This is a genomic window from Microbispora bryophytorum (assembly GCF_043197435.1).
Taxonomy (GTDB): Bacteria; Actinomycetota; Actinomycetes; order Streptosporangiales; family Streptosporangiaceae; genus Microbispora; species Microbispora bryophytorum.
The window spans coordinates 999,763-1,026,428 of sequence record NZ_JBICTF010000001.1 but is presented as its reverse complement, the minus strand read 5'-3'; the positions used below and the strand labels follow the sequence as shown (position 1 = coordinate 1,026,428).

23 protein-coding genes and 1 rRNA gene are annotated in these 26,666 nt (G+C 70.3%); 12 read left to right on the top strand and 12 right to left on the bottom strand.

What is annotated here, in order from left to right:
• Positions 1 to 102: 102 nt before the first annotated feature.
• Positions 103 to 219, top strand: a 5S ribosomal RNA gene (rrf, locus tag ACGFIB_RS04745).
• Positions 220 to 447: 228 nt separating this feature from the next.
• On the opposite strand, the gene ACGFIB_RS04740 is transcribed toward rrf, so the two are convergent.
• A complete protein-coding gene (locus ACGFIB_RS04740; RefSeq protein ID WP_393368423.1) occupies positions 448 to 2,859 on the bottom strand; it encodes an ABC transporter permease in 2,412 nt (803 codons plus the stop codon).
• On the bottom strand, positions 2,859 to 3,587 hold the full coding sequence (locus ACGFIB_RS04735) for an ABC transporter ATP-binding protein (RefSeq protein ID WP_357252612.1): 729 nt from the start codon (positions 3,585 to 3,587) through the stop codon (positions 2,859 to 2,861). Before ACGFIB_RS04735 ends, ACGFIB_RS04740 begins: the two co-directional genes overlap by 1 nt.
• Before the next feature lie 87 nt (positions 3,588 to 3,674).
• On the opposite strand from ACGFIB_RS04735, the gene ACGFIB_RS04730 reads away from it, so the two are divergent.
• On the top strand, positions 3,675 to 4,370 hold the full coding sequence (locus ACGFIB_RS04730; protein ID WP_142576015.1) for a response regulator transcription factor: 696 nt from the start codon (positions 3,675 to 3,677) through the stop codon (positions 4,368 to 4,370).
• Positions 4,371 to 4,380: 10 nt separating this feature from the next.
• Entirely contained in the window at positions 4,381 to 5,454 is a 1,074-nt protein-coding gene (locus ACGFIB_RS04725; protein ID WP_393368420.1) for a sensor histidine kinase, read from the top strand.
• Positions 5,455 to 5,522: 68 nt separating this feature from the next.
• On the opposite strand, the gene ACGFIB_RS04720 is transcribed toward ACGFIB_RS04725, so the two are convergent.
• Entirely contained in the window at positions 5,523 to 5,996 is a 474-nt protein-coding gene (locus ACGFIB_RS04720) for an Lrp/AsnC family transcriptional regulator (RefSeq protein WP_142576011.1), read from the bottom strand.
• Between the two features lie 161 nt (positions 5,997 to 6,157).
• Between ACGFIB_RS04720 and ACGFIB_RS04715 the strand changes: the two genes are divergently transcribed.
• Complete coding sequence (locus ACGFIB_RS04715) at positions 6,158 to 7,018, top strand: phenylalanine 4-monooxygenase (protein WP_357252620.1); 861 nt, start codon at positions 6,158 to 6,160, stop codon at positions 7,016 to 7,018.
• 18 nt (positions 7,019 to 7,036) lie between these two features.
• Here the strand turns inward: ACGFIB_RS04715 and ACGFIB_RS04710 are convergent, their stop codons facing one another.
• From ACGFIB_RS04710 to ACGFIB_RS04695, 4 genes are all read right to left on the bottom strand, one after another.
• On the bottom strand, positions 7,037 to 8,506 hold the full coding sequence (locus ACGFIB_RS04710) for a phosphodiester glycosidase family protein (protein ID WP_393368417.1): 1,470 nt from the start codon (positions 8,504 to 8,506) through the stop codon (positions 7,037 to 7,039).
• Between the two features lie 132 nt (positions 8,507 to 8,638).
• On the bottom strand, positions 8,639 to 8,842 hold the full coding sequence (locus tag ACGFIB_RS04705) for a hypothetical protein (RefSeq protein ID WP_142576005.1): 204 nt from the start codon (positions 8,840 to 8,842) through the stop codon (positions 8,639 to 8,641).
• Positions 8,843 to 9,047: 205 nt separating this feature from the next.
• On the bottom strand, positions 9,048 to 10,658 hold the full coding sequence (locus tag ACGFIB_RS04700) for a PucR family transcriptional regulator (RefSeq protein WP_142576003.1): 1,611 nt from the start codon (positions 10,656 to 10,658) through the stop codon (positions 9,048 to 9,050).
• A 74-nt stretch (positions 10,659 to 10,732) separates the two neighbouring features.
• On the bottom strand, positions 10,733 to 11,443 hold the full coding sequence (locus tag ACGFIB_RS04695; RefSeq protein ID WP_357266709.1) for a TetR/AcrR family transcriptional regulator C-terminal domain-containing protein: 711 nt from the start codon (positions 11,441 to 11,443) through the stop codon (positions 10,733 to 10,735).
• A gap of 81 nt (positions 11,444 to 11,524) precedes the next feature.
• Between ACGFIB_RS04695 and ACGFIB_RS04690 the strand changes: the two genes are divergently transcribed.
• The 4 genes from ACGFIB_RS04690 to ACGFIB_RS04675 all read left to right on the top strand — a co-directional run bounded on the left by ACGFIB_RS04690 (position 11,525) and on the right by ACGFIB_RS04675 (position 17,109).
• On the top strand, positions 11,525 to 12,994 hold the full coding sequence (locus tag ACGFIB_RS04690) for an MFS transporter (RefSeq protein ID WP_142575999.1): 1,470 nt from the start codon (positions 11,525 to 11,527) through the stop codon (positions 12,992 to 12,994).
• A 69-nt stretch (positions 12,995 to 13,063) separates the two neighbouring features.
• A complete protein-coding gene (locus ACGFIB_RS04685; RefSeq protein WP_393368414.1) occupies positions 13,064 to 14,359 on the top strand; it encodes an aspartate aminotransferase family protein in 1,296 nt (431 codons plus the stop codon).
• Positions 14,346 to 15,839, top strand: a complete 1,494-nt coding sequence (locus tag ACGFIB_RS04680) for a CoA-acylating methylmalonate-semialdehyde dehydrogenase (protein WP_393368412.1) — start codon at positions 14,346 to 14,348, stop codon at positions 15,837 to 15,839. The genes ACGFIB_RS04685 and ACGFIB_RS04680 overlap by 14 nt, the downstream gene beginning before the upstream one ends.
• A 73-nt stretch (positions 15,840 to 15,912) precedes the next feature.
• A complete protein-coding gene (locus ACGFIB_RS04675) occupies positions 15,913 to 17,109 on the top strand; it encodes an extracellular solute-binding protein (protein WP_393368410.1) in 1,197 nt (398 codons plus the stop codon).
• A 297-nt stretch (positions 17,110 to 17,406) separates the two neighbouring features.
• On the opposite strand, the gene ACGFIB_RS04670 is transcribed toward ACGFIB_RS04675, so the two are convergent.
• A complete protein-coding gene (locus ACGFIB_RS04670) occupies positions 17,407 to 18,210 on the bottom strand; it encodes an SEL1-like repeat protein (RefSeq protein WP_357266718.1) in 804 nt (267 codons plus the stop codon).
• Positions 18,211 to 18,357: 147 nt separating this feature from the next.
• On the opposite strand from ACGFIB_RS04670, the gene ACGFIB_RS04665 reads away from it, so the two are divergent.
• Together ACGFIB_RS04665 and ACGFIB_RS04660 are read left to right on the top strand one after the other, a co-directional pair.
• Entirely contained in the window at positions 18,358 to 18,501 is a 144-nt protein-coding gene (locus ACGFIB_RS04665) for a hypothetical protein (RefSeq protein ID WP_357266721.1), read from the top strand.
• Positions 18,502 to 19,058: 557 nt separating this feature from the next.
• Entirely contained in the window at positions 19,059 to 19,244 is a 186-nt protein-coding gene (locus ACGFIB_RS04660) for a hypothetical protein (protein WP_357030940.1), read from the top strand.
• Positions 19,245 to 19,338: 94 nt separating this feature from the next.
• Here ACGFIB_RS04660 and ACGFIB_RS04655 read toward each other — a convergent pair whose 3' ends face one another.
• Together ACGFIB_RS04655 and gabT are read right to left on the bottom strand one after the other, a co-directional pair.
• The gene (locus ACGFIB_RS04655) at positions 19,339 to 19,587 is read right to left on the bottom strand and encodes a hypothetical protein (RefSeq protein WP_079318901.1); all 249 of its coding nucleotides are present in this window, start codon (positions 19,585 to 19,587) and stop codon (positions 19,339 to 19,341) included.
• Between the two features lie 170 nt (positions 19,588 to 19,757).
• Positions 19,758 to 21,107 carry a 4-aminobutyrate--2-oxoglutarate transaminase gene (gene gabT, locus ACGFIB_RS04650; RefSeq protein WP_142576034.1) on the bottom strand — a complete coding sequence of 450 codons (1,350 nt, stop codon included), beginning with the start codon at positions 21,105 to 21,107 and terminating at the stop codon, positions 19,758 to 19,760.
• A 123-nt stretch (positions 21,108 to 21,230) separates the two neighbouring features.
• Here gabT and ACGFIB_RS04645 point away from each other — a divergent pair, with 123 nt between their 5' ends.
• Positions 21,231 to 22,892, top strand: coding sequence for a PucR family transcriptional regulator (locus ACGFIB_RS04645; protein ID WP_393368407.1), 1,662 nt, complete (start codon positions 21,231 to 21,233; stop codon positions 22,890 to 22,892).
• Positions 22,893 to 22,898: 6 nt separating this feature from the next.
• On the opposite strand, the gene ACGFIB_RS04640 is transcribed toward ACGFIB_RS04645, so the two are convergent.
• Entirely contained in the window at positions 22,899 to 23,528 is a 630-nt protein-coding gene (locus ACGFIB_RS04640) for a TetR/AcrR family transcriptional regulator (protein WP_142575988.1), read from the bottom strand.
• A gap of 218 nt (positions 23,529 to 23,746) precedes the next feature.
• Here ACGFIB_RS04640 and ACGFIB_RS04635 point away from each other — a divergent pair, with 218 nt between their 5' ends.
• Complete coding sequence (locus ACGFIB_RS04635; protein WP_393368405.1) at positions 23,747 to 25,192, top strand: aldehyde dehydrogenase family protein; 1,446 nt, start codon at positions 23,747 to 23,749, stop codon at positions 25,190 to 25,192.
• A 70-nt stretch (positions 25,193 to 25,262) separates the two neighbouring features.
• On the opposite strand, the gene ACGFIB_RS04630 is transcribed toward ACGFIB_RS04635, so the two are convergent.
• Entirely contained in the window at positions 25,263 to 26,585 is a 1,323-nt protein-coding gene (locus ACGFIB_RS04630) for a S41 family peptidase (protein WP_393368403.1), read from the bottom strand.
• Positions 26,586 to 26,666 lie beyond the last annotated feature (81 nt).

Here is a 26,666-nt window from a genome sequence, read left to right as displayed (position 1 = left end):
TACTAATAGGCCGAGGACTTGACCATGATGTGCTCGCGTTCACTATGTGATCTCAGAGACAGCAACCGCTTGTAGTTGAGTTGGTTGTGTGTTTCGTGGGGTTACGGCGGTTATAGCGGCAGGGAAACACCCGGTTACATTCCGAACCCGGAAGTTAAGCCTGCCAGCGCCGATGGTACTGCACCGGGGACGGTGTGGGAGAGTAGGACGCCGCCGGACAATCTTTGTGAAGGGCCGCCCCTGTTGGGGTGGCCCTTCCGCATTTGGGGGTGTTCATCACCCCCCTTTTTTGTTTGTGCTGTTGTGGGTTGCCCCGGCTGTGGTTGGCCGGGGCTTTCGCATGTCCGGGGTTGCCGGCCGGCACCGGATGGAAACGTCGGCTGAGATTGTGGTGCAGGGCCGCCCCGGCTCCTCAGCAGCCAATCGGCCAAGCGATTGACGAAGGAATCATTCGAGGGACAGCCCTGCCGCTGGAGTGACCCGGGCGGCCCGGCGTGCCGGGAGGACAGCGGCGAGGAGTCCGGCAAGGGCGGTGATGAGGACGACGGCGCTGATAGACGGCCAGGGGATTTGCATGACGGCGTCGCTGAGAGCCCGCTTCACGATGGTCTCGTAGCCGACCCAGGCGAACCCGACACCGATCACGGTGCCGAGCAGGGTGGCCACCCCTGACAGCAGCACTGCCTCGGTCGCCAGCATCCGTCGCAATTGTCTACGGGTGAGCCCGAGCGCGCGGAGCATCGCGTGTTCGCGGGCGCGTTCGAGCACGGAGAGGCCCAGGGTGTTGGCGATCCCGATCAGGGCGATCACGACGGCGATGCCGAGCAGGCCGAGCGCTGACCAGGTGTAGATCCCCAGCTGCTGGTCCAGCGATTCCCAGGTCCGCAACCCGTTCTCGATGGTCGCGCCGACCGGATCCGCGAGCTCGTCCAGGTAGATGCCGAGCCGAGCAGGGTCGGCCTGGGAGGAGGCGCGGATCCAGATGGCGCGCGGCTGGGCGGCGTCGGTGAGTGTCGCCAGCGTCTCGGGCGCGACCACGCCCACCGGGCCCCAGCCGGTGCCGACGGCGACCTGCAACTGGGCTTGCCGCTCGCCGACGCGCACGGTGACCCGGTCACCGGGCCGGAAACCCAGGTTCTTGCCGAAGGCCCCGGAATCCATTCTGATCTGCCCCGGTTCGACGCGGGCGAACGCCCCGCCGTCGCGGGCCACCTGCGCCGCGGCCGGCGCGGCGACAACCGGGATCGGTTTGTCGAGCCCGGCCACTCGGGCCACGGCGCCGTCCACCGCAATGGCCTGCTCCACACCGGGCGTGTGACGTACCCGGACGAGGAGGTCGGTGGTGACCGGCTCCTTGGGCGAGGTGAGCGCGACATCGATGGGGTGGTCCCTGCCGATCTGCTCGTCCAACGACGAACGCCAGGTGGCCATCCCGGTGAGTACGGCGGTCGTCAAGGTGACGCCGACCAGCAGGGAGGCAGTGGTGGTGGCGGTCCGTCGCGGATTGCGCACAGCGTTCTTGGTCGCCAGCCGCCCGGCGGGGCCGAGCAGCGCGCCGATGATCCGAACCAGGCGGGGAACGAGCACCGGTCCGAAGATGAGCACGCCGGCGAACACCGCTCCGCCGCCTGCCACCATGACCGGCGTACTGCCTTGGGCCATCGCCACCCCGAGCAGGGTCAGCCCGGTGAGCAGGAGGATCGCCGCGAGCGCCAGCCGCACCAGGCCGGTAACCGTCCGCACGCCCACCGGGGCATCCGGGCGCAGCGCCGCCAGAGGGCTCACCTGCACCACACGTCGAGTCGGCAACCAGGACGCGACCATGGTGACCACCAGGCCGACGGCGAAACCTCCGAGCAGCCAGGGCGTGGGCACCCCGGCGGCGCCCATCGGGATGGCGGGCGTGAAGGCGTTGATCAGGACGATCAGCCCATAGCCGAGACCGATACCGACCAGTGTCCCGGTCAGTGACGCGAGCACCCCGACGACGGCTGCCTCGCGGCGTACCGAACGCACCACCTGCCGCCGCGTCGCGCCGATGCACCGCAGCAGCGCGAAGTCGCGGAGTCGTTGCGCGAACAGGATGGAGAACGTGTTCGCGATGACCAGGACCGAGACGAAGATCGCGGTGCCGGCGAACAACAGCAGCATCACTGACAGGCTGTCCACCCGGTTCTGGACATAGGTCAGCCGCTCCGCGGCGAACGCGTCCGGCGACTGCGCCTTCGCGCCTTCGGGGAGCTGACCCACCTCCCCGCGCACCGCCACCGCGGTCACGTGGAGTTGGTTGCGCCACTGCAGCAACTGCGGCCAGGTGACGTACATCGAGGCCTGGGCCGGAGGCGAGGGCGACTCCACGAGACCGACCACTCGTACGTCACGCGCGGCGGCGCCCTCGCCGATCCGAACCTGGTCGCCGGCCGCGATGTTCTCGGCCAGCGCGAAGTACACGTCCGCCACCGCTTCGCCCGTGCCTGCCGGGAAGTGACCCGAGCTGAGCTTCTGCCAGCGCCAATCCTCCGAGGTGGCGATCGGCCCTACGGTTGTTTCCGATAGCCGTCGGCCGTTCGCGCGCGCCGGCAGCATTGCCCGGCCGGTCGCGGCCGCGTTCTCACCGTGTCGCTCGGTGTAGGCGATCGCGGCCTTCGGGTCCAACTCGTTTGATGGCCACCTCGCCGCCGAGACCACGTGGTCGGCATTGCGGTACGGCGCCCCCAGGCCGTCCAAGAGTCCGCTGTGTGCCCCGGACGTGAGCACGCCGACCACGACGACGAAGGCGACCGCGACGCCGACCGCGATGGCCGCTGCGACATACCTGCGGATGTGGGCGCGCAGCGACGCGAGGAGGACGGTACGCATCAGACGATCCGCCCGTCCTGCATGGTGACCACGTAGTCGGCGTACGCCGCCGCGTCCCGCTCGTGCGTGACCATCACGACGGCCTGGCCGAGCTCGCGCGACGACCGGCGCAGGTGATCCAGCACCTCCGCCGACGTGGTGCTGTCCAGGCTTCCCGTGGGCTCGTCGGCGAACAGCAGATCCGGCTGGGTGATCAGCGCCCTGGCGATCGCGACTCGCTGCTGCTGACCGCCGGACAGCTCCGCGGGCCGGTGGCCGAGCCTGCCGGCCACGCCGAGGATGTCGGCGAGCATGCGCGCGCGCTCCCGCGCCGCGTCGTCGACTCGGCGACCGCCCAGCTCAAGGGGGAGCACGATGTTCTCGCCCGCGGTGAGCATCGGCAGCAGGTTGAACGACTGGAAAACGAAGCCGATGTGCTCGCGGCGGAAGATCGTGAGCGCGTCGTCGTCGAGTGATCCGAGGTCGGTGCCGGCGACGGTGACGGTGCCGCCGCTGGGTTGGTCGAGTCCGGCCAGGCAGTGCATCAGCGTGGACTTGCCCGATCCGCTTGGGCCCATGATCGCGGTGAACCTGCCTCGCGGGAGGTCGAGGTCGGCGCCACGCAGGGCATGCACCTTGGTGTCGCCTTGGCCGTAGGTCTTGGTCAGGTTCCGCGCGCTGGCGGCAACCGAGTCCCGGGTCTGGGCTGGGTGGCGGGGTGCTGTTCGCGCCGGTTCGCTGCAGGTCATGCCTGCAGTCAAGGCAGCATGGTGTTGTCAGGGCCTATGCGGTTTTCGATATGCCGAGGATATGTTCCGGCTCGTAGCCTCGAGAGTATGCGTGTGTTGATCGTCGAGGACGAGCCCTACCTGGCGGAAGCCGTCCGCGATGGCCTGCGCCTGGAAGCGATCGCCGCCGACATCGCCGGTGACGGTGACACCGCTCTGGAACTGCTGACCATCAACGCCTACGACATCGCCGTCCTCGACCGCGATGTCCCCGGCCCCTCCGGGGACGAGATCGCCAAGCGTATCGTCGCCTCCGGCAGTGGCATGCCCATCCTCATGCTCACCGCTGCCGACCGGCTCGACGACAAGGCCTCCGGATTCGGGCTCGGCGCCGACGACTACCTCACGAAACCCTTCGCACTCAAAGAACTCGTGCTCCGGCTCAGAGCACTCGACCGCAGGCGCGCGTACAACAGGCCACCTGTACGAGAGATCGCAGGCCTGCGTCTGGATCCGTTCCGTCGCGAGGTCTTCCGCGACGGCCGCTACGTCGCGCTCACCCGGAAACAGTTCGCCGTGCTCGAAGTCCTCGTGGCCGCCGAAGGCGGTGTCGTCAGCGCCGAAGAGCTCTTGGAGCGGGCGTGGGACGAGAATGCCGACCCCTTCACCAACGCCGTCCGCATCACCGTTTCCGCCCTGCGGAAACGACTCGGCGCACCCGAGATCATCGTCACCGTGCCCGGCGTCGGCTACCGCATCCACACGAAACCCGACGCCGGGCGTGAGGAACGGGACCGTGGATAGGGCGCCTGGGTTGAGCGTTCGCATCAAACTCACCCTCAGCTACGCCGGGTTCCTCATGCTTGCCGGCGCCTTGCTGCTCGCTGCCGTGTGGATGTTCCTGCTCCGCTACGTACCTGATGGTTGGCCCGGCCTTCTCGGCATAGCACCCAACCGGTACCTCCTGCTGGCTACCTTCGCGCCGGCCGCGGCCATCGTGTTGGTCTTCCTTCTAGTGTTCGGCCTCGTGGGAGGGTGGATTCTCGCCGGCCGCATGCTCGCTCCGCTGACCCGCATCACGGACGCGACACGCGTGGCCGCGAGCGGGTCGCTCTCGCACCGCATCCGGCTGGAAGGCCGCAGAGACGAGTTCCGCGAACTCGCCGACGCCTTCGACGCCATGCTCGCCCGGCTCGAAGCACACGTCGCCGAACACCAGAGATTCGCAATCAACGCCTCGCATGAACTGCGCACCCCGCTGGCGATCTCGCAGTCGATTCTCGACGTGGCTCGCAAGGACCCGAAACACGACCATGGCGAACTCCTCGCCCGCCTCCACGCTGTCAACGCTCGCGCGATCGACCTCACTGAGGCGCTACTCCTGCTCAGCCGTGCTGACCAGAGGTCCTTCACCCGAGAGCCCGCCGACCTGTCCCTACTCGTGGAAGAGGCCGCCGAGACACTGCTCCCGCTCGCCGAGAAGCGCGGTGTCACCATCGAGACCTCCGGTGAGATCACCGCGGTTTTGGGGTCGCACACGCTCCTGCTGCAGATGACGACGAACCTGGTGCACAACGCGATCGTGCATAACCTGCCCGGACGCGGCACCGTGCGGGTCACGACCAGCGTCCGTCCCGAGACCGTGGTGCTCACTGTCGAAAACAGCGGCGAGACGCTGTCTCCAGAGTTGGTCGCGACACTCACCGAACCGTTCCAGCGCGGCACCGGAAGAGTATGCGACGCCCATCCAGGCGTCGGCCTCGGCTTGGCAATCGTCAAGAGGATCGCCCAAGCGCACTATGGATCCCTCACCATCGTCCCCTGCCCTGCGGGCGGACTCCGTGTCGTCGTCGAGCTGCCCACACCACCACCGAATGCAGTCGGCTAGGTACCGAAACGGCCCGAGCCGGTGTCTGAGCCCGTTCCGTGTTAACCCGGTCCGCCGGAGCGCGGTCGTTACGGTGTGGGCGGCGTGACCGCGGCCTGCAGCAGGGGTTCGATGCGGAAGGGGATCTGGGTCGACAGGGCGATCGTCGTGTCGGTCCGCTGGATGGCGGGTGAGGCGAGGATGCGGGCGATGATCTCCTGGAGGTGCGGGGTGCTGCGGGCGGCCACACGGCACAGCAGGTCGGCCTGGCCGCTGGTGCCGTACACCTCGAGGATCTCCGGGACGTCGGCCAGCCACCGCACGGCCTCGGTCAGCCGGCCCTGCGCGATCTGCAGGGACGCGAAGGCGAGGATGGGGTAGCCGATCTGCTCTGTCGTGATCGTCGGGCCGAAGTCGCTGATGACGCCGCGCGCGATGAGCTTGTCGAGTCGTGCCTGGACGGTGCCGCGAGCCACGCCGAGCAGGCGGGCCAGTTCGGTGAGCCCGATCCGGGGGTTGGCCCGCATGGTGGTCAGCAGGCGGCTGTCGAGCGCGTCGAGCATGCGCCGAGGCTACGCCTCGACTGAGCGAATCGACCAGTGCGACCGGCCGCGATTGCGCGGTTTTGAGCGTTTCGCACACTCTGACTGGTCACTCTTGCCAGCGAAGCGGTTACTTGCTGTCATATGGGAGTATGTTTGAAGAAGCGCAGTATTTCGCTCCGGTGGCGACGAAGGATGACGGATCCGTCGTCGTCGAGTTGGCCACGAGCCATCCCGGTTTCGCGGACGCCGTCTACCGTCAGCGGCGCAACGCGATCGCGGCGCTGGCGCTCGGTCACACTCCTGGTGATCCCATCCCGACGGCCGAGTACACCGACGAGGAGCACCAGGTGTGGGCGCTCGTCACCAAGGAACTGGCGGTCAAGCATCGGAAGTACGCGGTGCGCGAGTTCCTCGACGCGACCGGACGGCTCGGCCTGCCCAAGGACCGCATCCCGCAGCTCCAGGAGGTCGGCGACCTTCTTGAGCCGCTGACCGGATTCCGCTACCTGCCGGCGGCGGGGCTGGTCCCGCTCCGTGAGTTCTACGGCGTCCTGGCGGACGGCCTGTTCCACTCCACCCAGTACATCCGGCACCATTCCGTGCCCCTCTACACCCCCGAGCCGGACGTCGTCCACGAGGTGATCGGGCACGCGAACACCCTGGCTTCGCCTCGTTTCGCCGCGCTGTACCGGGCCGCGGGCAGGGCGGCGCGCCAGGTGGAGACCGATGAGGCGCTGGAGTTCGTGTCCAAGGTGTTCTGGTTCACCCTGGAGTTCGGCGTCATGCGGGAGGACGGCGAGCCCAGGGCGTACGGCGCGGGGATTCTCAGCTCGTACGGCGAGATCGAGGAGTTCCGCGGGATGGACATCCGCCCGCTCGACCTCGCCGCGATGGGGACCACCCACTACGACATCACGAAGTATCAGGAGGTGCTCTTCGAGGCGGCCTCGTTCGACCACCTCGAAGACACGGTCGGTGCGTTCTGGGACACCTGCGACGACGACACTGTCGCTCGTCTGCTCGCGGCGTCTCCGGTGTGAGCAGACCCAGGAGCAGGCTCAGCGCGCGCCGACGATCAGCAGGGCGTCGCCGACTCCCCGCTCGGCGCCGTCGGAGGGACGGTTGGCCGGCTTCTTGCCGATGACCATGGTGGTCGACCCGCCGCCGTCCAGGTTGATCGCGTCGCGTGCGCCGAGCCAGCGCATGAGCTCGGCCGCCTCGAAGAACGACGCGCCGATCGTGCTGCCCGGCGCGCGGCCGTCGACGACCGCGATGACGAGCTTGCCGTCGCGGGTGACGCCGGCGAGCGTGCGCGGGTGGCGCCGCAGGATCATGTTGGTGTTGGCCATGCCGTCCCGCGAGGCGGTGATGGAGGTCGTGCCGTTCCGGACCAGGCCGATCGCGCCCCCGATGATGTTGGTCTCCGGGGTCAGCGGGATGGCCTTGTTCGTCCGCAGGTCGGTGACCCGGGTCGTGACCGTGACGGTCGTGCCGTCACCGGCGTGCTGCGACAGCCAGTCGGCGGCGGCTCCGACCCCGTGCAGCACGCGCGTGCCGCGCTTCACGGCGCCGCCGGACTGACGGACGGCGGTGACCCTGCCGGATTCGTCGAGGACGACCTCGGTCCCGCCGTCCTGCGGGGTGTCCCGCCCGAGTTCCTCGGTGTACATCACCAGCTCGTCCGGCTTCGGCACCCGATTGAGGCCGGTCACCTCCGCCGTGGTCCCGTCGGCGGCACGGGCGGCGACCGAGGACGACAACTCGGTGACGCGGGCCGTGCGCCCCCGCAGGACCAGGCCCACACGGCCGGCGACGGCCTCGCTGAGCAGCTTGCCTCCGACGACGGAGATGCCGGTGGGGTCGCCGCGGAAGGCGGGCAGCGTGTGGATGTCGAAGAAGCCGCCGTTCACGGCGGCGAGCGCCTTGGCGGCGGAGGCCATGGCCGAGACCGTCTCCCTCTTGGCGACGCTCGTGCCCACAGAGGCCTGGTAGGAGCCGCGGAACGTACGCGGGTCGACGACGATGACCCGCACGCTCCAGGGGCCGGTGGTGACGAAGCCGTCGTCGCCCTCGAAGTCGACCTTCGCGGTCACCCCGGCGTCCTTGAGCTGCTTGACGACCTCGGCGGCCTCGGCCTTTCCGTCGAGCGGCCAGCTGCCCACCCGGACCATGAAGTAGTCGCCGGCGGGGTGGTCCGCGACGGCCGGTCGGGTGAACTTCACGATGAGGGGCTCGAGACCGGCCATCTGCACGGCCGTCGCCTGGGCCTGCGCCTTGGCCTCGGACATGAAGTCCTTGCCCTTGACCACGACGCTGACCGTGTACCCGTCCTGTGGCGTGCCGTGGTGAAGGGTGAAGTAGCCGACTCCGGGGGCCAGGCTCTTGGCCGCCGACTTCGGTATCCCGGGCTCGCCGAGAGGGAAGCTCGTCGTCGGCAGTCCGGCGACGGGCTCGGCGGCGACCGGTGCCGAAGGGATGGTCGTCGTCAGGGCCAGTACGGCGGCCCCGACGACAAGGCGGCGTCTCATGCGATTACTCCCCATTGGTGATCCTTGCGGGACCATCGTGGCGACATTCACGTACGGAGACGACGGAAACGCGCAAATGGCATGAAATTCCCGACGGAGAATCAGTCGTTTGGGGACATAAGTGCATGAAGGTCAGGGGGTGTCGGCGTCGATCGCCCGGGCCCGCTGGACGAACTCCTGGGCGGATCGGGCCTCGATGTGGACGAGCAGCCCGTCGCGCCGCCGGGACATGCCCCAGTAGTGCGCGGTGGCCTGGCCCCACCAGATGGTCCATTTGGGGAAGCGTGCGGACAGGGCCCGCACCACGACCGTCGGGCTGATTTTGGGTTCGCTCATCGTGGGCACGTTTCGAGGTAAGCACGATTCACCCAGTGAGCGCGAGTATACGGAAAGTAGTCGGGTGCGATAGGACTTACACCCTGGACGACATACCTACTTTCCGGGTGTCAGCATCTCCGCAAAGAGCCGCCCACCGAGCCCTGTAACGGGTCAAAAGTCCTCGCTCGCCTCGACGACCGGGTACACGACAGCCCCTTCCCGATCAGGTGCTCTCGCGGCGGAAGGTCTCCAGGGCCAGCAGTGCGACGTGCAGCGACAGGCACGACTCGACGTCGTCGAGGTCGGTGTCGAGGACCCGCTCCAGCCGCCGCAGGCGGTCGTAGAACGCGGGGCGGGACAGATGGGCCCTCTGCGCGGCCACCGCCTTGTTGCGTCCGGCGTCGAGGTAGATGCGCAGGATCCTGGTCAGGTCGCCGTGCCGCTGGGCGTCGTAGGCCAGCAGGGCCCCCAGCTCGCGCTCGGCGAAGGTCTGCAGCCGGGCGTCGTCGCGCAGCAGGTGGAGCAGGCCGCGCAGCCGCAGGTCGGGCAGGCGGTAGAACGGCCGCCCGTCGGGCTGGCGCACCGCCACCTCCGCCACCTGCTCCGCCTCCAGGAAGCTGCGCCGTACGTCCTTGATCGACTCCACGACCGAGCCGGCCGCCAGCACGAACGGCGTGGCGAAGCTCGCCCGCAGACGCTCGGCCAGCGCGCCGAGCGCGGTCTCGGCGGTCGTGCGGGGCGGCAGCGGCAGCAGCACTCCCACGCGGCTCTGGTCCAGCGCCCCGACCAGGGCGGGCAGCTTGGCCTCGCGGCAGGCGGCGGCGCCGGCCTCGGCGAGCTCGCCCAGCCTGGCCTGCTCGCCCAGCGCGGTGCCGACGGGCGCTGTCAGCCGGATGACGACGCTGACGAGCCTGCGGCCGGTGAGCGGGACCCCGACGGCGCGGGCGCGGGCGGCGGCCTCGTCGGGGTCGGCGTACGCGTGGGTGAGGATGCCGGTCAGTATGGTCCCGTGTGCCTGCCGCTCCAGGGACTCCTGATGCCGCTCCAGCAGGCGGCTCAGCGCGAGCGTGGTCGCCGCGCGTTCGGCGAGCACGATGTCGCGGGGGCTGGGCGGTCCGTCGTGCAGCAGGATGAGCCGTCCCCAGTCCTGGCCGCGGGCGCCCACCATGGTCACCAGCCACCCGGCGGCCGCGTCGTAGGCGGTCCGCTCGGAAGGCATGACGGCGCGCGACCTGGTCTCCCAGTTGGCTAAAAGGCTCCCCGTGTCGCCACCGGCGGCGTCGCACGCCAGGACCTGGTGGGCCAGGTTCTCCAGCAGCACCGGGAGGCCGGAGAAGCGGGTGACCTGGTTGAGCACCTCGGCCGGGGACGCGCCCTCGACCGACAGCTCGGTGAACACCTCGTGCAACTGTTCCGAGGCCCGCAGCTCCTGCAGCTGGATGTCGATGATCCGCGCGTGGACGGACTCGGTGATCTGCACGAAGGGCGTCTCGCGGGCCAGCGTGATCAGGGGGAGCCCGTGCTCCTCCGCGGCCTCGACCACCGCTGCCGGCAGCTCGCGGACGAACCGGCGGCCGAGTTCCACGATCAGGCCCGAGGCGCCGACGGCGGCCAGCTCGCCGATGTAGTCGGCCAGCTTGCCGGGCTCGCTCGGCAGCGCCACTCCGGTCGTGAGGACCAGCTCGCCGCCGCGCAACAGGTGCGCGATGTCGTGGACCTCGCCGACATGAACCCACCGGACCCGGGTGTCGAGCCGGTCGCCACCCGCCACCACCCGGGGACTGCCACGCCGGACCGTGTCCAGTGCCAGCACGTCGGCGACCGTGGGGAGCATGTTCCGAGGCTACCTGATCACCATGTAAGGATGACCAGCCAGTAGCTGACAGTGTGCGAGCCCGAAAAGGACACTCAGCGCAGGCGGGCGCCGAGACCGTCGAGGAGGGCCGTCAACCCGAATTCGAAGGCGAGCCTGCGGGCGACGAGGGGGTCGAAGTCCTGGTCCGCGTAGGACCGGTAGCGCTCCAGCAGGTTGGGCCGGTCGGAGGCCAGCTTCGTCACGACCGGGTCCACCGCGGCCTGCAGCTCCGTCATGCTCGTGCCGCTCGCCTTCAGCGAGCTGATGAAGGCGACCTCGGGAATTGTGGCGCCCAGCGTGTACGACACGACGGCCGTCATGGCGTAGTCCACGTCGATGCCCTCGAACCCGGCGCGGACGAAGGCGCCCATCAGCCGGTCGGACGCGGTGAGCGCGTTCGGCCCGAGCGCGGGGACCACGCCGATGAGGCTCGCGCTCCAGGGATGCTCGAAGACCGCATGGCGCATGCCGTAGGCGAACACCCGCGTCGCCTCCCGCCAGTCGGCGGCCTCGGGCAGCACCACGGTCGCGTAGACCTCGTCCATCACGAGCTCGATCAGCTCGTCCTTGTTGGCGACGTGCCAGTAGAGGCTGGTCGCGCCCGCGCCGAGCCGGGCGCCGAGCTTGCGCATGCTGAGCGCGTCGAGGCCCTCGGCGTCGAGCAGCTCCACGGCCGCCCGGACGATCTGGTCGCGGCTGAGGCCCTGCTCGCGCCCTCCTCTGCGCTCGCGGGTCCAGACCGAGGAGAACGGCTTCGCTGACACGGCTTCACAATATTCGCTCGCACAGTGTTCGATGGAGTCGTACAGTGTCCGAGACTACTCGCACACTGTTCGAGGTGACTCATGTCCCATCCCCGCCGCTGGTGGATCCTCGGCGTCCTCTGTCTGAGCCTGCTGACTCTGGTCGTGGACAACACCGTCCTCAACCTGGCGATCCCGTCGCTCATGCGCGACCTCGGCGCCACGCCGTCCGATGTCCAGTGGGTCATCGACGCCTACGTCCTGGTCTTCGCGGGGCTGCTGCTCACCGCCGGCAGCCTGTCCGACCGGTTCGGCAGGCGGCGGATGCTCGTGATCGGTCTGGCGTTCTTCGGCGGGGCGTCGCTGGCGGCCACGCTCGCCACCGAGCCCTGGCAGCTCATCGCCGCCCGAGGGTTGATGGGCGTCGGAGGCTCCTGCGTGATGCCGTCGACGCTGTCGATCCTGATCACGGTGTTCGACGAGAGCGAGCGGCGCAAGGCCATCGCCGCGTGGAGCTCGGTCGCCATGGTCGGCGTCATCGCCGGTCCGACGGTCGGCGGGTTCCTGCTCCAGCACTACTACTGGGGGTCGGTCTTCCTGCTCAACGTGCCGATCGCGGTGCTGGCGATCGTCGCGGCCTTCGCGCTCATGCCCGAGACGTACGGCGAGACGCGGCGGGCCGACCCGGTGGGCGTGGTCCTGTCCACGGCCGGGATGGGCGGGCTGGTCTGGGCCGTCATCTCGGCGCCCGGCGGGCACTTCAACCCCCTCGCGGTGGCGGTCTCGGCGGCCGCGCTGCTGGCGTTCGTGCTGTGGGAGCGCCGCACCCCCCACTCGATGCTGCCGCTCGGCCTGTTCCGGGACCGTTCGTTCAGCGGGGCGTGCTTCTCCATCGTGCTGCTGTCGTTCGGCGCGGGCGCGCTGATGCTGGCCATCACGCAGTATCTGCAGTTCGTCCTGGGCTACGACCCGCTGAAGGCCGGCTTCGCCCTGCTGCCCTACGTGGTGGCCGCGATGGTGTTCAACGGCCTGGGCGCGGCGCTGGGCAAGAAGGTGAGCAACCGGGTGCTCATCGTCTCCGGCCTGCTCGTCATGGCCGCCGGGTTCGTCCTGCTGTCCACGCTCACCGGCGGCTACGGCACGCTGATCGCCGGCCTGATGGTCATGGGGGTGGGCGGCGGCCTGGCCGGTCCCGCGGCGTACGCGACGCTGATGGGCGCGGTGCCGCCCGAGCGCGCCGGCGTCGGCTCCGCGCTGAACGACACCGTGCAGCAGGTCGGTATGGCGCTGAGCGTGGCCGTCCTCGGCAGCGTGCTCGCCGGCGCGTACACCGCGGCGATGCCGGAGTCGGCGCCGCCTGCGGCGCGCGAGTCGATCGGCGTCGCGGTGAGCCTGGGCGATTCCGCCGTGGCCGCCGCCGGGCGTGAGGCCTTCGTGTCGGCGATGTCCGTCGGCACGTGGGTGGGCGCGGGCTGCTCGCTCGCGGCCGCCCTGGTCGCGCTGCTGGTCCTGCGCCGGAAGGCCGCCGGGACGGCTCCCGTGCCGGAGCCCGCGGCGCCCAGCACTGTGTAAGTGAAATTCGCGGCATCCCAGACAGGCTGACGGGTGAGGCGGTCACCCGTCAGCCGGGATACTCGGAACATGTCGGACCTTCTCGCACGCCATCGCGCGGTCATGCCGAACTGGATGGCCCTCTACTACAACGAGCCCATCGAAATCGTCGGAGGCAAGGGGAACCGCGTCGTCGACGCGAACGGGAAGAGCTACCTGGACTTCTTCGCCGGGATCCTGACCAACATGATCGGGTACGACGTGCCCGAGGTGCGGGAGGCCGTCGAGAGCCGGCTCGCCAGCGGCGTCGTCCACACCTCGACGCTGTACCTCATCCGCGGCCAGGTCGAGCTGGCCGAGAAGATCGCCCGGCTGTCGGGCATCCCGGACGCCAAGGTCTTCTTCACCAACTCCGGCACCGAGGCCAACGAGACCGCCCTGCTGCTGGCCACCTACGCCCGGGGTTCCGACCAGGTGCTCGCCATGCGGCAGAGCTACCACGGCCGGTCGTTCGGCGCGATCAGCGTGACCTCCAACCGGTCGTGGAAGAACAACTCGCTGTCGCCGCTCAACGTGCACTTCCTGCACGGCGCCGACAGGCACCTGGCGCAGTTCCGCGGCATGTCGGACGCCGACTACATCGCCGCCTGCGTGGACGACCTGCGCCACGTGCTCGCCACGGCGGTCTCCAAGGACGTCGCCGCGCTGATCGCCGAGCCGATCCAGGGCGTGGGCGGCTTCACCATGGCCCCCGACGGGCTGTTCGCCGCCTACAAGGAGGTCCTCGACGAGGAGGGCGTCCTGTTCGTCTCCGACGAGGTGCAGACCGGCTGGGGCCGTACGGGCTCGGCGTTCTTCGGAATCCAGAACCACGGCGTGACGCCCGACATGATGACCTTCGCCAAGGGGCTCGGCAACGGCTTCGCGGTCGGCGGCGTCGTGGCGCGCGGCGACCTCATGGACGGGCCGCACGCCGCCGGTGTGGCCACGTTCGGTGGCAACCCGATCGCGATGGCGGCGGCCAACGCCACCCTCGACTACGTGCTCGACCACGACCTGCAGGCCAACGCCGCGAGGACCGGCGAGATCATCATCAGCGGGCTGCGCGAGGCGGCCCTCCGGCTGCCCGTGGTCGGCGACGTACGCGGCAAGGGGCTGATGTTCGCCGTCGAACTGGTCGATCCCGCCACCAAGGCACCCGCCCCGGCGCTCGCCGCCCGCTTCCTGGAGGAGACCAAGAGGCTCGGCCTGCTCGTCGGCAAGGGCGGGTTGTACGGCAACGCGCTGCGCATGGCGCCGCCGCTCACCCTCACCGAGGACGAGGCCCGCGAGGGCCTGGGCATCCTCGTCACCGCTCTGGAGGCCGTCAACGATGAAGCACGTTAACCACTGGATCGGCGGCGAGATCGTCGAGGGCGCCGGCCGTACGGCCGATCTGTTCGACCCGGCGACCGGCGAGGTGAGCGGCCGGGTGTCGCTGGCCTCGGCCGAGGATGTCGACGCGGCGGTGGAGGCGGCCGCGCTGGCCTTCCCCGCCTGGCGCGACGCCTCGCTGACCAAGCGCACCCAGATCCTGTTCCGGTTCCGCGAGCTGCTCGACGCGCACCGCGACGACCTGGCCGAGCTCATCACGGCCGAGCACGGCAAGGTGCACTCCGACGCGCTGGGCGAGGTGGCCCGCGGCCTGGAGGTCGTGGAGTTCGCCTGCGGCATCCCCCACCTGCTCAAGGGCGGCTACTCGGAGAACGTCTCCACCCGCGTCGACTCCTACTCGATCCGCCAGCCGCTCGGCGTGGTGGCGGGGATCACGCCGTTCAACTTCCCGGCGATGGTCCCGATGTGGATGTTCCCGGTGGCCATCGCCTGCGGGAACACGTTCGTGCTCAAGCCCTCCGAGCGCGACCCCTCCGCGTCCCTGCTGATCGCGGAGCTGTGGCGGCGGGCCGGCCTGCCCGACGGCGTGTTCAACGTCGTCCAGGGCGACAAGGCGGCGGTGGACCGGCTGCTGGAGCACCCGGCCGTACGGGCCGTGTCGTTCGTCGGCTCCACGCCCATCGCGCGGTACGTGTACGAGACCGGCACGGCCCACGGCAAGCGGGTGCAGGCGCTCGGCGGGGCCAAGAACCACATGCTCGTGCTGCCCGACGCTGACCTCGACCTGGTCGCCGACTCGGCCGTCTCGGCGGGCTTCGGCTCGGCGGGGGAGCGGTGCATGGCGATCTCCGTGGTGCTCGCGGTCGACCCGATCGGCGACGAGCTGGTCGAGAAGATCGTGTCGCGGGTGCGCGATCTCCAGGTCGGCCCCGGAAACGACCCCGAGTCGCAGATGGGCCCGCTCGTCACCGCCGCCCACCGCGACAAGGTGGCGTCCTACCTCGACCTCGGCGTCGAGGAGGGGGCCAAGCTCGTGGTCGACGGCCGGGAGACCCCGGTGCGCGGAAATCGGGGGAACGGCTTCTGGCTCGGCCCGACCGTCCTCGACCACGTCCCGCCGAACTCCCGCGTCCACCGGGAGGAGATCTTCGGCCCGGTGCTGTCGATCGTGCGCGTCCGCTCGTACGAGGAGGGCCTGGAGCTGATCAACACCGGCGAGTACGGCAACGGCACGGCGATCTTCACCAACGACGGCGGCGCGGCCCGGCGCTTCCAGAACGAGGTCGAGGTCGGCATGATCGGCGTCAACGTGCCGATCCCGGTGCCGATGGCCTTCTACAGCTTCGGCGGCTGGAAGGCCTCGCTGTTCGGCGACACCCACGTGCACGGCACCGAGGGGGTCCACTTCTACACCAGGGGCAAGGTCGTCACCTCGCGGTGGCTCGATCCCTCCCACGGCGGCGTGAACCTGGGCTTCCCGACCAACGCCTGACGTCGCAGACGACGTCCCCGGCCGGTGGGGCCCAGTAGGCTCGGGACGTCCGTCTTTCTCATGGGGGTCGTGCGTGCGCCGTACACACCTGGTCGCGACGGTCGCGGCCGTGGGACTGCTCGCCGCCGCCTGCGCCGGCCGGCCCGCGCCCGCGACGCACGTGGCCACGCCGGGCACCTCGCCGGCCGCGGCGGCGACGGCCTCCGGCGGCGCCGGCCCCAGCCCGTCGTCCGGCGGCCCCACGCCCACCCCGGTCGCGTCCGCCGGGCCGGGGGAGGGAACGGTCAGCGTGGTCGCGATCGACGGGTACGCCGAGTGGGGCGGCGTCGACCCCAAGGTCAGGTGGGTCGGCACGTTCGAGAAGGAGACGGGCTGCAAGGTCAGCCTGCGCTTCTACGACCCGCGCCAGGAGGAGAAGCCGGGCGACTTCCCGCCGTCGTCGTTCGACGTGATCTCCGCGACGCCCGAGGTGGGCGGCCGCCTGATGGACGACGGCAAGGCCGCGCCGCTCAACACCGCTCTGCTGGACGGCTACGACAAGATCCCCAAGCGGCTGCGTACGCTGCCGTCGGTCACCCGGGACGATCGGGTGTACGGCGTGCCGTACGTGTGGGCGACCAACGAGATCCTCTACGACGCCGGCAAGGTCAGCCCCGACGGCCCGGAGTCGCTCTTCACGGACAAGGGCCCCGTGATGTTCCGGGACCGTCCGCTGTCGCTGGCCGACGCCGCGCTGGTGCTCAAGGCCCAGGGCACGGACGTCGGCGCGGACATCAAGAACCCGTTCGACCTCACCGACGCCCAGCTCGACGCCGCCGCCCAGCTGTTCACCTCCGGCGAGGACGGCCGCCGCACCTTCTGGCGCGATCCCGTCGAGGTCGTCCAGGGCTTCGCGACCAGGTCCGTACGGCTCGCGCAGGCCACGCCCTACCACTTGGACGTGCTCAGGCGGGGGAACAAGCCGGTCAGGGCGCTGACGGCCCGGCCGGTGACCGGATGGGCCGACGCGTGGATGATGTCGGCCCAGGCCCCGCATCCCTCGTGCGCGTACAAGTGGCTCGACTTCACGATGTCGGCGGACGTGCAGCGCAAGGTGTCCGCCTGGATGGGCCTCGCCCCGGCCAACCCCGAGGGGTGCACCGGTGCGGCCCGCCGGATCTGCGCGGACTACCGCGTCGGCACATCCCGGGCGTTCCAGGGCGTCTACTTCGCGGTGCGTCCCGAGGCGTACGACAAATGGGTGGAGCGCTGGTCGCGGATCGTGTCCTGACGGGCGGCGCGGCTGCACGCTCGTCATCGACGGCCTGACCATTCACGTCCTGGCCCGGCCGGAGTCGACGCCGCCGGACCGCGTGAGCGCCGTGCCGGCCGCCCACCTGAGGATCTGGCGACCTGAGTGAGCACCAGGCGTGTCAGGGCGAACCGCGAAATTCGCTATTCACTGGAAGTGATCAGTTCACTACCGATAGAAATGGGCGAGAGAAGAGATCCAGGGCGGCGCGGTCCCGGGGCCGCGCCGCTCGCTCCACCCGGAGGTGCCGGGCGGGTACAGCCGCCGTGTCGGGCGTCACATCAACGGTGCGGGCGGGTCGCCGGTCAGGAACGGAGACGGCGGCTGGGCCGAATCGACCATTTCGGCTGGCAGCATCCAGCTCTCACCGGGATGGGCGTGGCTGAGCTGTTCGAAGATTCCATCGAAGGCAGCAGTCGCCAGGTGATGGCCCCTGGCGGCCGCGATACGGAACCAGTAGGCGGCCGACCAGCCCTCCCCCTTGTCCTGGTGGATGAGCGCCAGTTGGTAGGCGGCTTCCGGATGGCCTCCCGGGCCGGCGGCCATCCGGTAGAAGAACATCGCGACATCGACCCGGTCGGCACGCTGATAGCCGCGGCCGCATCGGTAGGCGTAGTCGGCGGCCATCTGGTGTCGGCGTGGATGCGACAGCAGTTCCAAGGCGTCGCCGTGGCCGGCTTGGGCGGCCTCCGTGAGTCGCTGGACGCCCTCCTGGGCGTGTCCGCGCAGCAACGCGGTCACTGCCAAGCTCACTCCGACCTTTACGTCGAACGGGCAGTCCTTCATCAGTCGCACCCCCGTCCTGCCGTAGACCTCCAGCATGCGCTGGGCGTGTTCGTCCGGCTGTCCCACGTCCTCGGCGGGCAGTGGGGGCTTGTCGTCGGCCGCGGGGCCGGGCGACGGGGGCGTGGGCGGCATCGGCTCCCTCGACGGTTCTGTCGACGGCTCGCCGTCGACGGCCGACTGGTCGGCCCGGGCGGCGCACCAGCGGGCGTGCCAGTCCATCAGCGTGCCCATCGTCTCGGTGGGCAGCCCGGTCTGCTTTGCCGCGGCGTGGCAGGCGGTCACGAACGAGGCCACCCATGGCCAGTTGGGGACCCCCTTCCGCCTTCCGCGCAATATGTCGTGGGTGGTGCTCCTGGCCAGAGGTCGGGGTCGGTGTCCGTCATCGCGGGTACCGCTCGACAGCTTTTGTAATTCAGACATCGTGGGAGAGCCTGCCTGGTCGTGCAGCGTTTTCAGCTGCGCGAGGAAGGCGCGGCACGCCGCGACGCGAGCTTCTTCGGTCATCGCCTCAGCCGAAAGGGAGAAGAGATCCACAGGTTACTCAAGCGCTTGCTGATGGTCATGGTGGCATCGAGGCGGGACTGATGTTCGCATGATTGGCATATCCCACCTCATCCGGAAATCCTGTTGGGCCTGTCTCGTAGGGAAAACCCGGACGGTCCCGAACGCCGCCGGACGATTCCGGGCGGCTCGGGATGAGACAGGACGAGGGTGGATGATGTCGAACGGGATGGGACGGGCTCACCTGCGCGAGGGGGTGAACCGGCGGCGGCATGCCGGCGGCGGCCGTGTGGCGCCCAGATGATCCGGAGTTGTCCGGACAGTGCCAAAGCGGTGGTGCCCCCGGTCCAGTCGGTTCAATGTGGTGCCCGTCCATTTCCCCAAGTGAAAGTCGAGCCCATGTCGCCTGCCGCACCGAACGCATCTACGCGCTGTGCCGGCGTACGGCCCGGCCCTCGACCTGACCGGGGTCGGTGTGATGAGCGGCAATTGCTCATCTTGCTGGTGTCGACTTGGGTGCTGGCCACTGGGCGTATCCCGCCCGACCGGCCGCCCTGCGAGCTGTCCAGCGCGGAACTCATCGAGTTCTGGGCCGACGACCACACCGCCGGCACCCTGAATCCGCCTCAGGAGCGACAGACATGATCCCTCTGCCCCTGCTCGTCCTGCTTGTCTGCGCCGCGCTGGTGGCGGCGATCGCCTGCGCGCTGGCCCTGGCTGCCGGCGCCCCCTGGCCTACCGCGCTGCTCGGGGGCGGCGCCGCAGGGGGTGGCGTGCTGGGCATCCTGCCGCGCCTGCTGGAGGATCGCCGTGACTGCGACGAGTAGGTACCTGCGGCGGAGGCGTTCTCGACTGTCCCGTCCATCACCGGCGCGCCTTCGGTAATCGTCGGTGGCGGCTCTCCGTTGGCGAAACGGGTGGTCAGGACATGGCCGCCCGGGAGCGGCGGGGCAGCGGAACCTTGCCCTCGGGGGCGGGCAGCAGGGCCTCGGCGCAGTCGTCGCAGGCGTGGACGGGGGCGTTGTCGGGCAGTGTTCCGACCTTCACGCGGGGGCGGGGCCACTTCTTGTGGCAGACGACACAGGCGTCGCCGTCGCGCTGCGTGGTGGTCAGGCCGGCAGGGTCGAACGTCAGCATGAGCCGCTCGGCGCCGTTCGGGTTCCAGCCCATCAAAGTCCCCCCTCGATCGCCTATCGGAACCGTTATAACGCGGTTACCCTTCGTGATCGGCGCGAGTCGGGCCAAGCGATGGTTAAATCGAGGCATAACGCAAGCCGTACAACATCAAAAGGGACACCCTGGAACAGACCGGGTGCCCCTTTTGATGTTGTTCAAACTGTCTAGTCCACGTTGAGCGCCTTTTCCAGGATGGAGAGACCCTCTTCGAGCAGGTGATCCGGGATCACCAGCGGCGGCAGGAAGCGCAGCACGTTGCCGTACGTTCCCGCGGTGAGCACGAGCAGGCCCTGCTCGTGGCACCTGCGCGCGATCTCGGCGGCCGGGTAGGGCTCCTTGGTGCCGGGCACCACGAGCTCGACGGCGATCATCGCGCCGCGCCCGCGCACGTCTCCGATGATCGGGTTGTGCTCTTGAAGGGCGCGCAGGCGGGGCAGCATGATCTCGCCGATGTGCCGGGCGCGCTCGACGAGCCCGTCCTGCTCGATGGTCTCCAGCACGCCCAGGGCCGCCTCGCAGGCGAGCGGGTTGCCGCCGTACGTGCCGCCGAGACCGCCGCTGTGGACGTGGTCGAGCAGGTCGGCCCTGCCGGTCACGGCCGCCAGCGGAAGGCCGCCGGCGATGCCCTTCGCGGTGGTGATGATGTCCGGGACGATGCCCTCGTCCTCGCAGGCGAACATGTGGCCGGTGCGGGCGAAGCCCGTCTGCACCTCGTCGGCGATGAAGACGATGCCGTTGGCGCGGCAATACTCCACGATCTTCGGCAGGAAGCCCCGGGCCGGCTCGATGAAGCCGCCCTCGCCCGCGATCGGCTCGATGAGCACCGCCGCGACGTTCTCCGCGCCGATCTGCTTGTTGATCATGTCGATCGCCTGGGCCGCGGCCTCCTCGGCGCAGTTGTCCGGGCCGGTCGGCCAGCGGAACGGGTAGGCGAGCGGCACCCGGTACACCTCGGGCGCGAACGGCCCGAACCCGTGCTTGTACGGCATGCTCTTGGCCGTCAGCGTCATCGTCAGCAGCGTGCGGCCGTGGTAGCCGTGGTCGAAGACGACGACCGCCTGCCGCCCGGTGGCGTGGCGGGCGACCTTGATCGCGTTCTCGACGGCCTCCGCGCCGCTGTTGACCAGGAACGTCCGCTTCTCGTGGTCGCCGGGCGTGAGCGCGTTGAGCTTCTCGCACACCGCGACGTACGACTCGTACGGGGCGACCATGAAACAGGTGTGGGTGAAGTCGGCGACCTGCTTCTGCACGCGCTCGACGACCCGGGGGGCGGCGTTGCCGACGTTGGTCACGGCGATGCCGGAGCCGAAGTCGATCAGCGAGTTGCCGTCCACGTCGACGATCACACCGCCGCCCGCACGGGTCACGAAGACGGGCAGCGTGGTGCCGATGCCCGGAGGCACGGCGGACTGCTTGCGCGCGAGCAGTTCGCGCGACCGCGGGCCGGGGATCTCGGTGACGAGGCGGCGCTCCTGCGGGAGCCGCGGGCCGCCGTGCGTGGTGGCAGTGCTCATATCTCCGACGCTCATATCTCTGACGGTACGGCCGTCGCCTCCACCAGCCGATATGCCGCTATGTCAGAATGTGAACGTACTTTTGGCCGGTGAGGACAAGCCGGGAGTTCGGGGGGAAGAGCAGTGGCACCAGCGCTGCGCCGGATCACCGCGATCGTACCGCTCCACCTGGAGGTTCTCGCCGGGTGGAACGGCCTCGACCGCCCCGTCCGCTGGGTCGCGGTCAGCGAGCTGGAGGACCCCACACCGTTCCTCGAGGGCGGCGAGCTGGTGCTCACGACCGGCATGCGCCTGTCCGCCGGCGACGCCGAGCCGTACATCTCCCGGCTCGTGGCCCGGGGAGTCGCCGGGCTGGGGTTCGGGGTGGGGCTGAGTCACGACGCCGTGCCGCCCGCCTTCGCCGAGGCGGCCGAGGCCGCCGGGCTGCCGCTGGTCGAGGTGCCGAGGGACACGCCCTTCATCGCGATCGGCAAGGCCGTCAGCGATCTGCTGGCAGGGGAGCAGTACGAGGAGATCAGCCGCGCCTTCGCCGCGCAGGGCAGGCTCACCCGGGCCGCACTCCAGCGGGAGGGGCCGGTGGCCGTGGTGGACCGGCTGGCCCGGGAGATCGGCGGCTGGGCGCTGCTGCTCGACCCCGCGGGCGCCCTGTGGCATGCCGCCGGGACGACCGGCCGTCGCGCGGCCGGCCTGCACGCCGGTACGGATGACAAGCGCGGCGTGGCGGGGGACTGGGCGCGGGAGACGGCCCGGTCGCTGGAGCCCGAGATCGCTCGGCTGCGGAGCGCGCCGTCCCTGTCGAGCCTCGCCCTGTCCACCCCGGACGAGCACGTCGTGGTCCAGCCGCTGGGCCGGAGGGGATTTTTCGCGGTGGGGTCGCCGCGGCCGTTCTCGCCCATCGCGTACACGATCGTCAACGCGGCCGGCTCCCTGCTGACGCTGGCTCTGGAACAGGGCAGGGAGCAACGGTCGGCGGCGGCGCAGGTGCGGTCCGCGGTGCTCCGGCTGCTGCTGGCGGGCGAGGTGCGGGCGGCCGCGGAGACGCTCGCGGCCCTGGGCATGCGGCTGCCGGAGGAGCCGGTGACGGTCCTCGCCTGCGACACGCCCGATCCGGAGGCGCTGACCGAGGCGCTGACCGGCGCGGTGCCCGGCCCGCGGGGCGCCTTCGCGGGCGTTGGAACGTTCACCGCGCCCTGGGAGGGGCTGCTCGTCGTGCTGGCCCCGGACGCGGGTGCCGACGAGCTCGTCGCGCTGGCCGCACAGCACGGCCGGGTGGGTGTCAGCGCGCCCGGGGTGGAGATCGCCCGATCCGAGGGCCGCGTGGACGGCCGTATGGAGGGCCGCGAACCCCCCGCGGCCGGAGCGGCCGGATCGGTGACCCGGAGCGCGAGCCGCCCACACCTCGACACCGGGCTCGACCGTGGCTACGAGCACGACCTCGACCGGGCCGTCGACCAGGCGCGGCGGGCGCTGGTCTCGGCCTCGCCGGTGGCGCGCTTCAGCGAGCTGGCCGGGCGCGGGCTGCTGTCGCTGCTCGATCCCGCCGCCGCCGCGTCGTTCGCGGCGGCGATCCTGGCGCCGCTCCGCGAGTACGGCTCACGCGCCGACCTGGTCGAGTCGCTGCGCGCCTACCTGGCCAGCAACGGCCACTGGGACGCCGCGGCGCAGCGCCTGGGCGTGCACCGGCACACACTGCGTTACCGGATGAAGCGGGTGAGCGAGCTGCTCGGGCGCGACCTGGACGATCCCGCGGTCCGGGCCGAGCTGTGGATCGCGGTGTGCCTGTGACGCCGGTCAGGCCGGGGGCCGCACGCGGAAGGCGCGTACGGCGGCGTCGGTGACGATCTCGTACGTCTTGCCGTCGGGAAGATGCCCGGCACGTTCCAGACTGAGCGCGCCCTGGGCCGCGGCCCACAGCGCGTCGGCGATCTTCCTCGGCTGGGTGGGCACGAGGTGACCGGCGGAGATGCAGTCGGCGATCACCCGGTCGACGATGTTGAGCGCGGCCCTCGCCAGCGTGCGAGCGCGCTCGCTCGGCACGAAGCCGGGGATGGCCCGCTCGAACATGAGGCTGTAGTAGCCGGGCTCGGCCAGCGCCGCCTCCCGGTAGGCCGGACCGAGCAGGCTCAGGTGCTCCAGTGGGTCGCTGCGCTGCGGCACGGCCTCCAGCCTGCGCCGGAACCGCTCGAAGCCCTCCAGGTAGAGCGCCTCGGCCAGGCCTTCCTTGCTGCCGAACATCGTGTAGATGACCTGGGTGGAGCAGCCGGCCTCGGCGGCGATCCTGCGTACGGTGAGGCTCTCCGGTCCGGCCGCGGCGAGCAGGTCGTTGGCGACGTCGAGGAGACGGGTGCGTAACTCGTCATAGTTGCTTCGATGGCCGCGTGCGTAGGCACCCTGAAGACCGAGCGGCGCCGGCGTACCCATCAGCGACGAGCCCTTCTCATATTGGGGGTCCCGCGACAGACCCGGATGATGACTTAACCATGCTGCTCGGCTTTCAAACCGCAGCGAAACAGAAAACATCATGAAATTGCCGCGCATCTGTGACATGTGAGAAGTTGTCCATGATGGTGCGACGGGGGACGCTGATTGGCCCGTCCGGAGTAAGGACCGGCTTCCATCAGGTGGCATAGCGTGAAGACATGGACGTAGGCCGCACTTCCGAACCCCGCCCCTTCTGGCTCGCCGGGCGCCCCGCGACGGGGGACGCCGAGCAGGCCGTGACCAACCCGCACGACGGCCGGGTCGTCGGCGTCCACTCGGTGCCGACCCCGGAGCAGGTCGAGCAGGCCGTGGCCGCCGCGGACGCCGTGCGCAAGCAGGCCGCCGCGCTGCCCGTCCACGTACGCGCCGAGGCGCTGGCCCACGTGGCCCGGCGGCTGACCGAGCGCGCCGAGGAGATCGCCCGCCTGATCAGCGAGGAGAACGGCAAGCCGATCTTCTGGGCGCGCGGCGAGGTGGGCCGCGCGATCTCCACGTTCCGCTTCGCCGCCGAGGAGGCCCGCCGCTTCAGCGGCGCGGTGCAGCGGCTCGACACCGAGCCCGCCGCGCAGGGACGGCTCGCCTACGTCTCGCGCGTGCCGCACGGACCGGTGCTGGCGATCACGCCGTTCAACTTCCCGCTCAACCTGGTGGCCCACAAGGTCGCTCCCGCCATCGCCGTGGGCGCGCCCATCGTGGTCAAGCCCGCGCCGACGACTCCGCTGTCGTCGCTCGTCCTCGGCGAGATCCTGGCCGAGACCGACCTGCCGGAGGGCATGTTCTCCGTGCTGCCGGTGCCCAACGACCGCGCGTCGTCCCTGGTGGAGGACCCGCGGCTGCCGGTCATCTCCTTCACCGGCTCGGGCCCGGTCGGCTACTCGATCATGGACAGCGTGCCGCGCAAGCACGTCACGCTCGAACTCGGCGGCAACGCCGCCGCGGTCGTGCTGGCCGACGCCGACCTCGACTGGGCGGCGAGCCGCGTGGCGCTGTTCTCCAACTACCAGGCGGGCCAGAGCTGCATCGCGGTGCAGCGCGTGATCGTGGAGGACGCGGTCGCCGACGCGTTCACCGCCAAGCTCGTCGCCGCCGTCGGCGCGCTCGTGACCGGCGACCCCGCGGACGACAAGACGCAGGTGGGACCCCTCGTCAGCGAGGACGCCGCGGTCCGCGTCGAGAGCTGGGTCAACGAGGCCGTCTCGGCCGGTGCGCGCCTGCTGGCGGGCGGCACCAGGGACGGCGCGACCGTCGCCCCCACCGTGCTGGCCGACGTGCCCGTCGACGCCAAGGTGGCCTGCGAGGAGGTCTTCGGCCCCGTCATGATCGTGCAACGGGTCACCTCGGTCGACGAGGCGTTCGCCGCGGTCAACGACTCCCGGTACGGCCTGCAGGCCGGGGTCTTCACCCGCAGCCTGGACGTCGCCTTCCGGGCCAACCGCGAGCTGGAGGTCGGCGGCGTCATCATCGGCGACGTGCCGTCCTACCGGGCCGACCAGATGCCGTACGGCGGAGTGAAGGAGTCGGGCGTGGGCCGCGAGGGGCTGCACTCGGCGATGGAGGACTTCACCTACGAGAAGGTCATGGTGCTCACCGGCCTCACGCTGTAGAACCACGCGTCGGAAGGGCCCGGGGGACCACCGTCCCCCGCGCCCTCGTCGTGAGGGAGACCCGGCGCCGTCAGAGGAGACCCAGCGCCTTGGCGAGGCCGGGGTCGCGGCCCGTGGCCAGGTCGAGCGCGGTCATGGGGGCGTGGTGGTCGGCGGGCACGCCGACGGTGTCGATGATCTCCCGGGCGGGGCCGAGATGCCGGACCCTGGGCAGCAGCAGCACGCTGTTGTCGTCGAGAAGGTAGGCCTCGGCCGGCCCGGAGACGGCCCCCGCGGTCCGGGTCCCGACGAGGGCGCCCAAGCCGTTGTCCTTCACGGCCGCGCTGAAGTGCTCGCAGGCCGACGCGCACGCGCGGTCGGTGAGCACGACCAGGCGCAGCCCGAGCAGCGGGACCGAGTCGTCGGTGCGATTGGCCGTGCACTCGCCTGTGAGGGGGCAGAAGTAGCCGGTGATCTTGCCGTGCGCGAACGCGCCGAGCAGCCGGTTCACCTCCTGCGGCGACCCGCCGCCGTTGCCGCGCAGGTCGACGACCGCGGCCTTCGAGGCGCCCTTGAGCTTGGCGATGACCTGGCCGGCCGCGCCCTGGAAGAAGCCGGGCACCTTGACGTAGGTGACGCCGCCGGGGAGCGTCTTCGACGTCACCGCCGGCTCCTGCTCTTCGAGGGGACCCTCCGTGAGCTGCACGGTCCGGACGCGTCCCGTGGTGGGCCGCTTCAGCGTGAGCCGTACGGTGGCGGAGGCGAACGCGTCGACGAGGCTCTGGTTCACCTTGTCCCCGATGAACGCCGGTATGCCGTCGACCTTCTCGACGATGTCGCCGGGCCGGATGCCGGCCGTGTCCGCCGGGCTGCCGGGCAGGACGCGGGTGACGAACAGGGGCGGCCGGGCTGAGGGGTCCAATCGCGGGCCCTGCGCGGCCGACAGACCGGCGATGCCCGTCCCCACCGGTCCGTCCTCCGACGGGGGAGCGATCCTTTCCACCCGGGCGTGGTCGTCGTGGAGCCCCGCGACCATGCCGGTGATCGCGGCGCGCAGCGCGGCCGGGTCGCCGGTGCCGATCATGCCGGCGAACGCGGCCCAGTCGGCGTCACGGTTCCCCGTCAGCGCGGGCAGGCGGAGACCGGCCTTGTCGGCCCCGCGACGCATCAGCTCCTGGGTGTACGCGGCGAGGGCGTCCCGCAGCAGGACCTTCGAATCCAGCACGGGCCCGCTGTAGTAGTTGTCCAGCACGCACTCGTACGCCTGCCGGAGCGTGTTCACCGACGTCGGCGGCGCGGACTCGGGCGGCGGCGCGGTTATCCGGGCACACCCGCCGTCCGTGGTGGCATGTACGGCGGTGGTGTGCAGGGTGGCGGCGGTGAGCAGCACGGCGGCGCAGACAGTTCTGATCATGTCCGTCAGCGTGGCCGCCGGCGGGTTGCACGGCCGTGAACGGCACCGTTAACGCCGCTGTTACCGCACCTGAGGTACGAA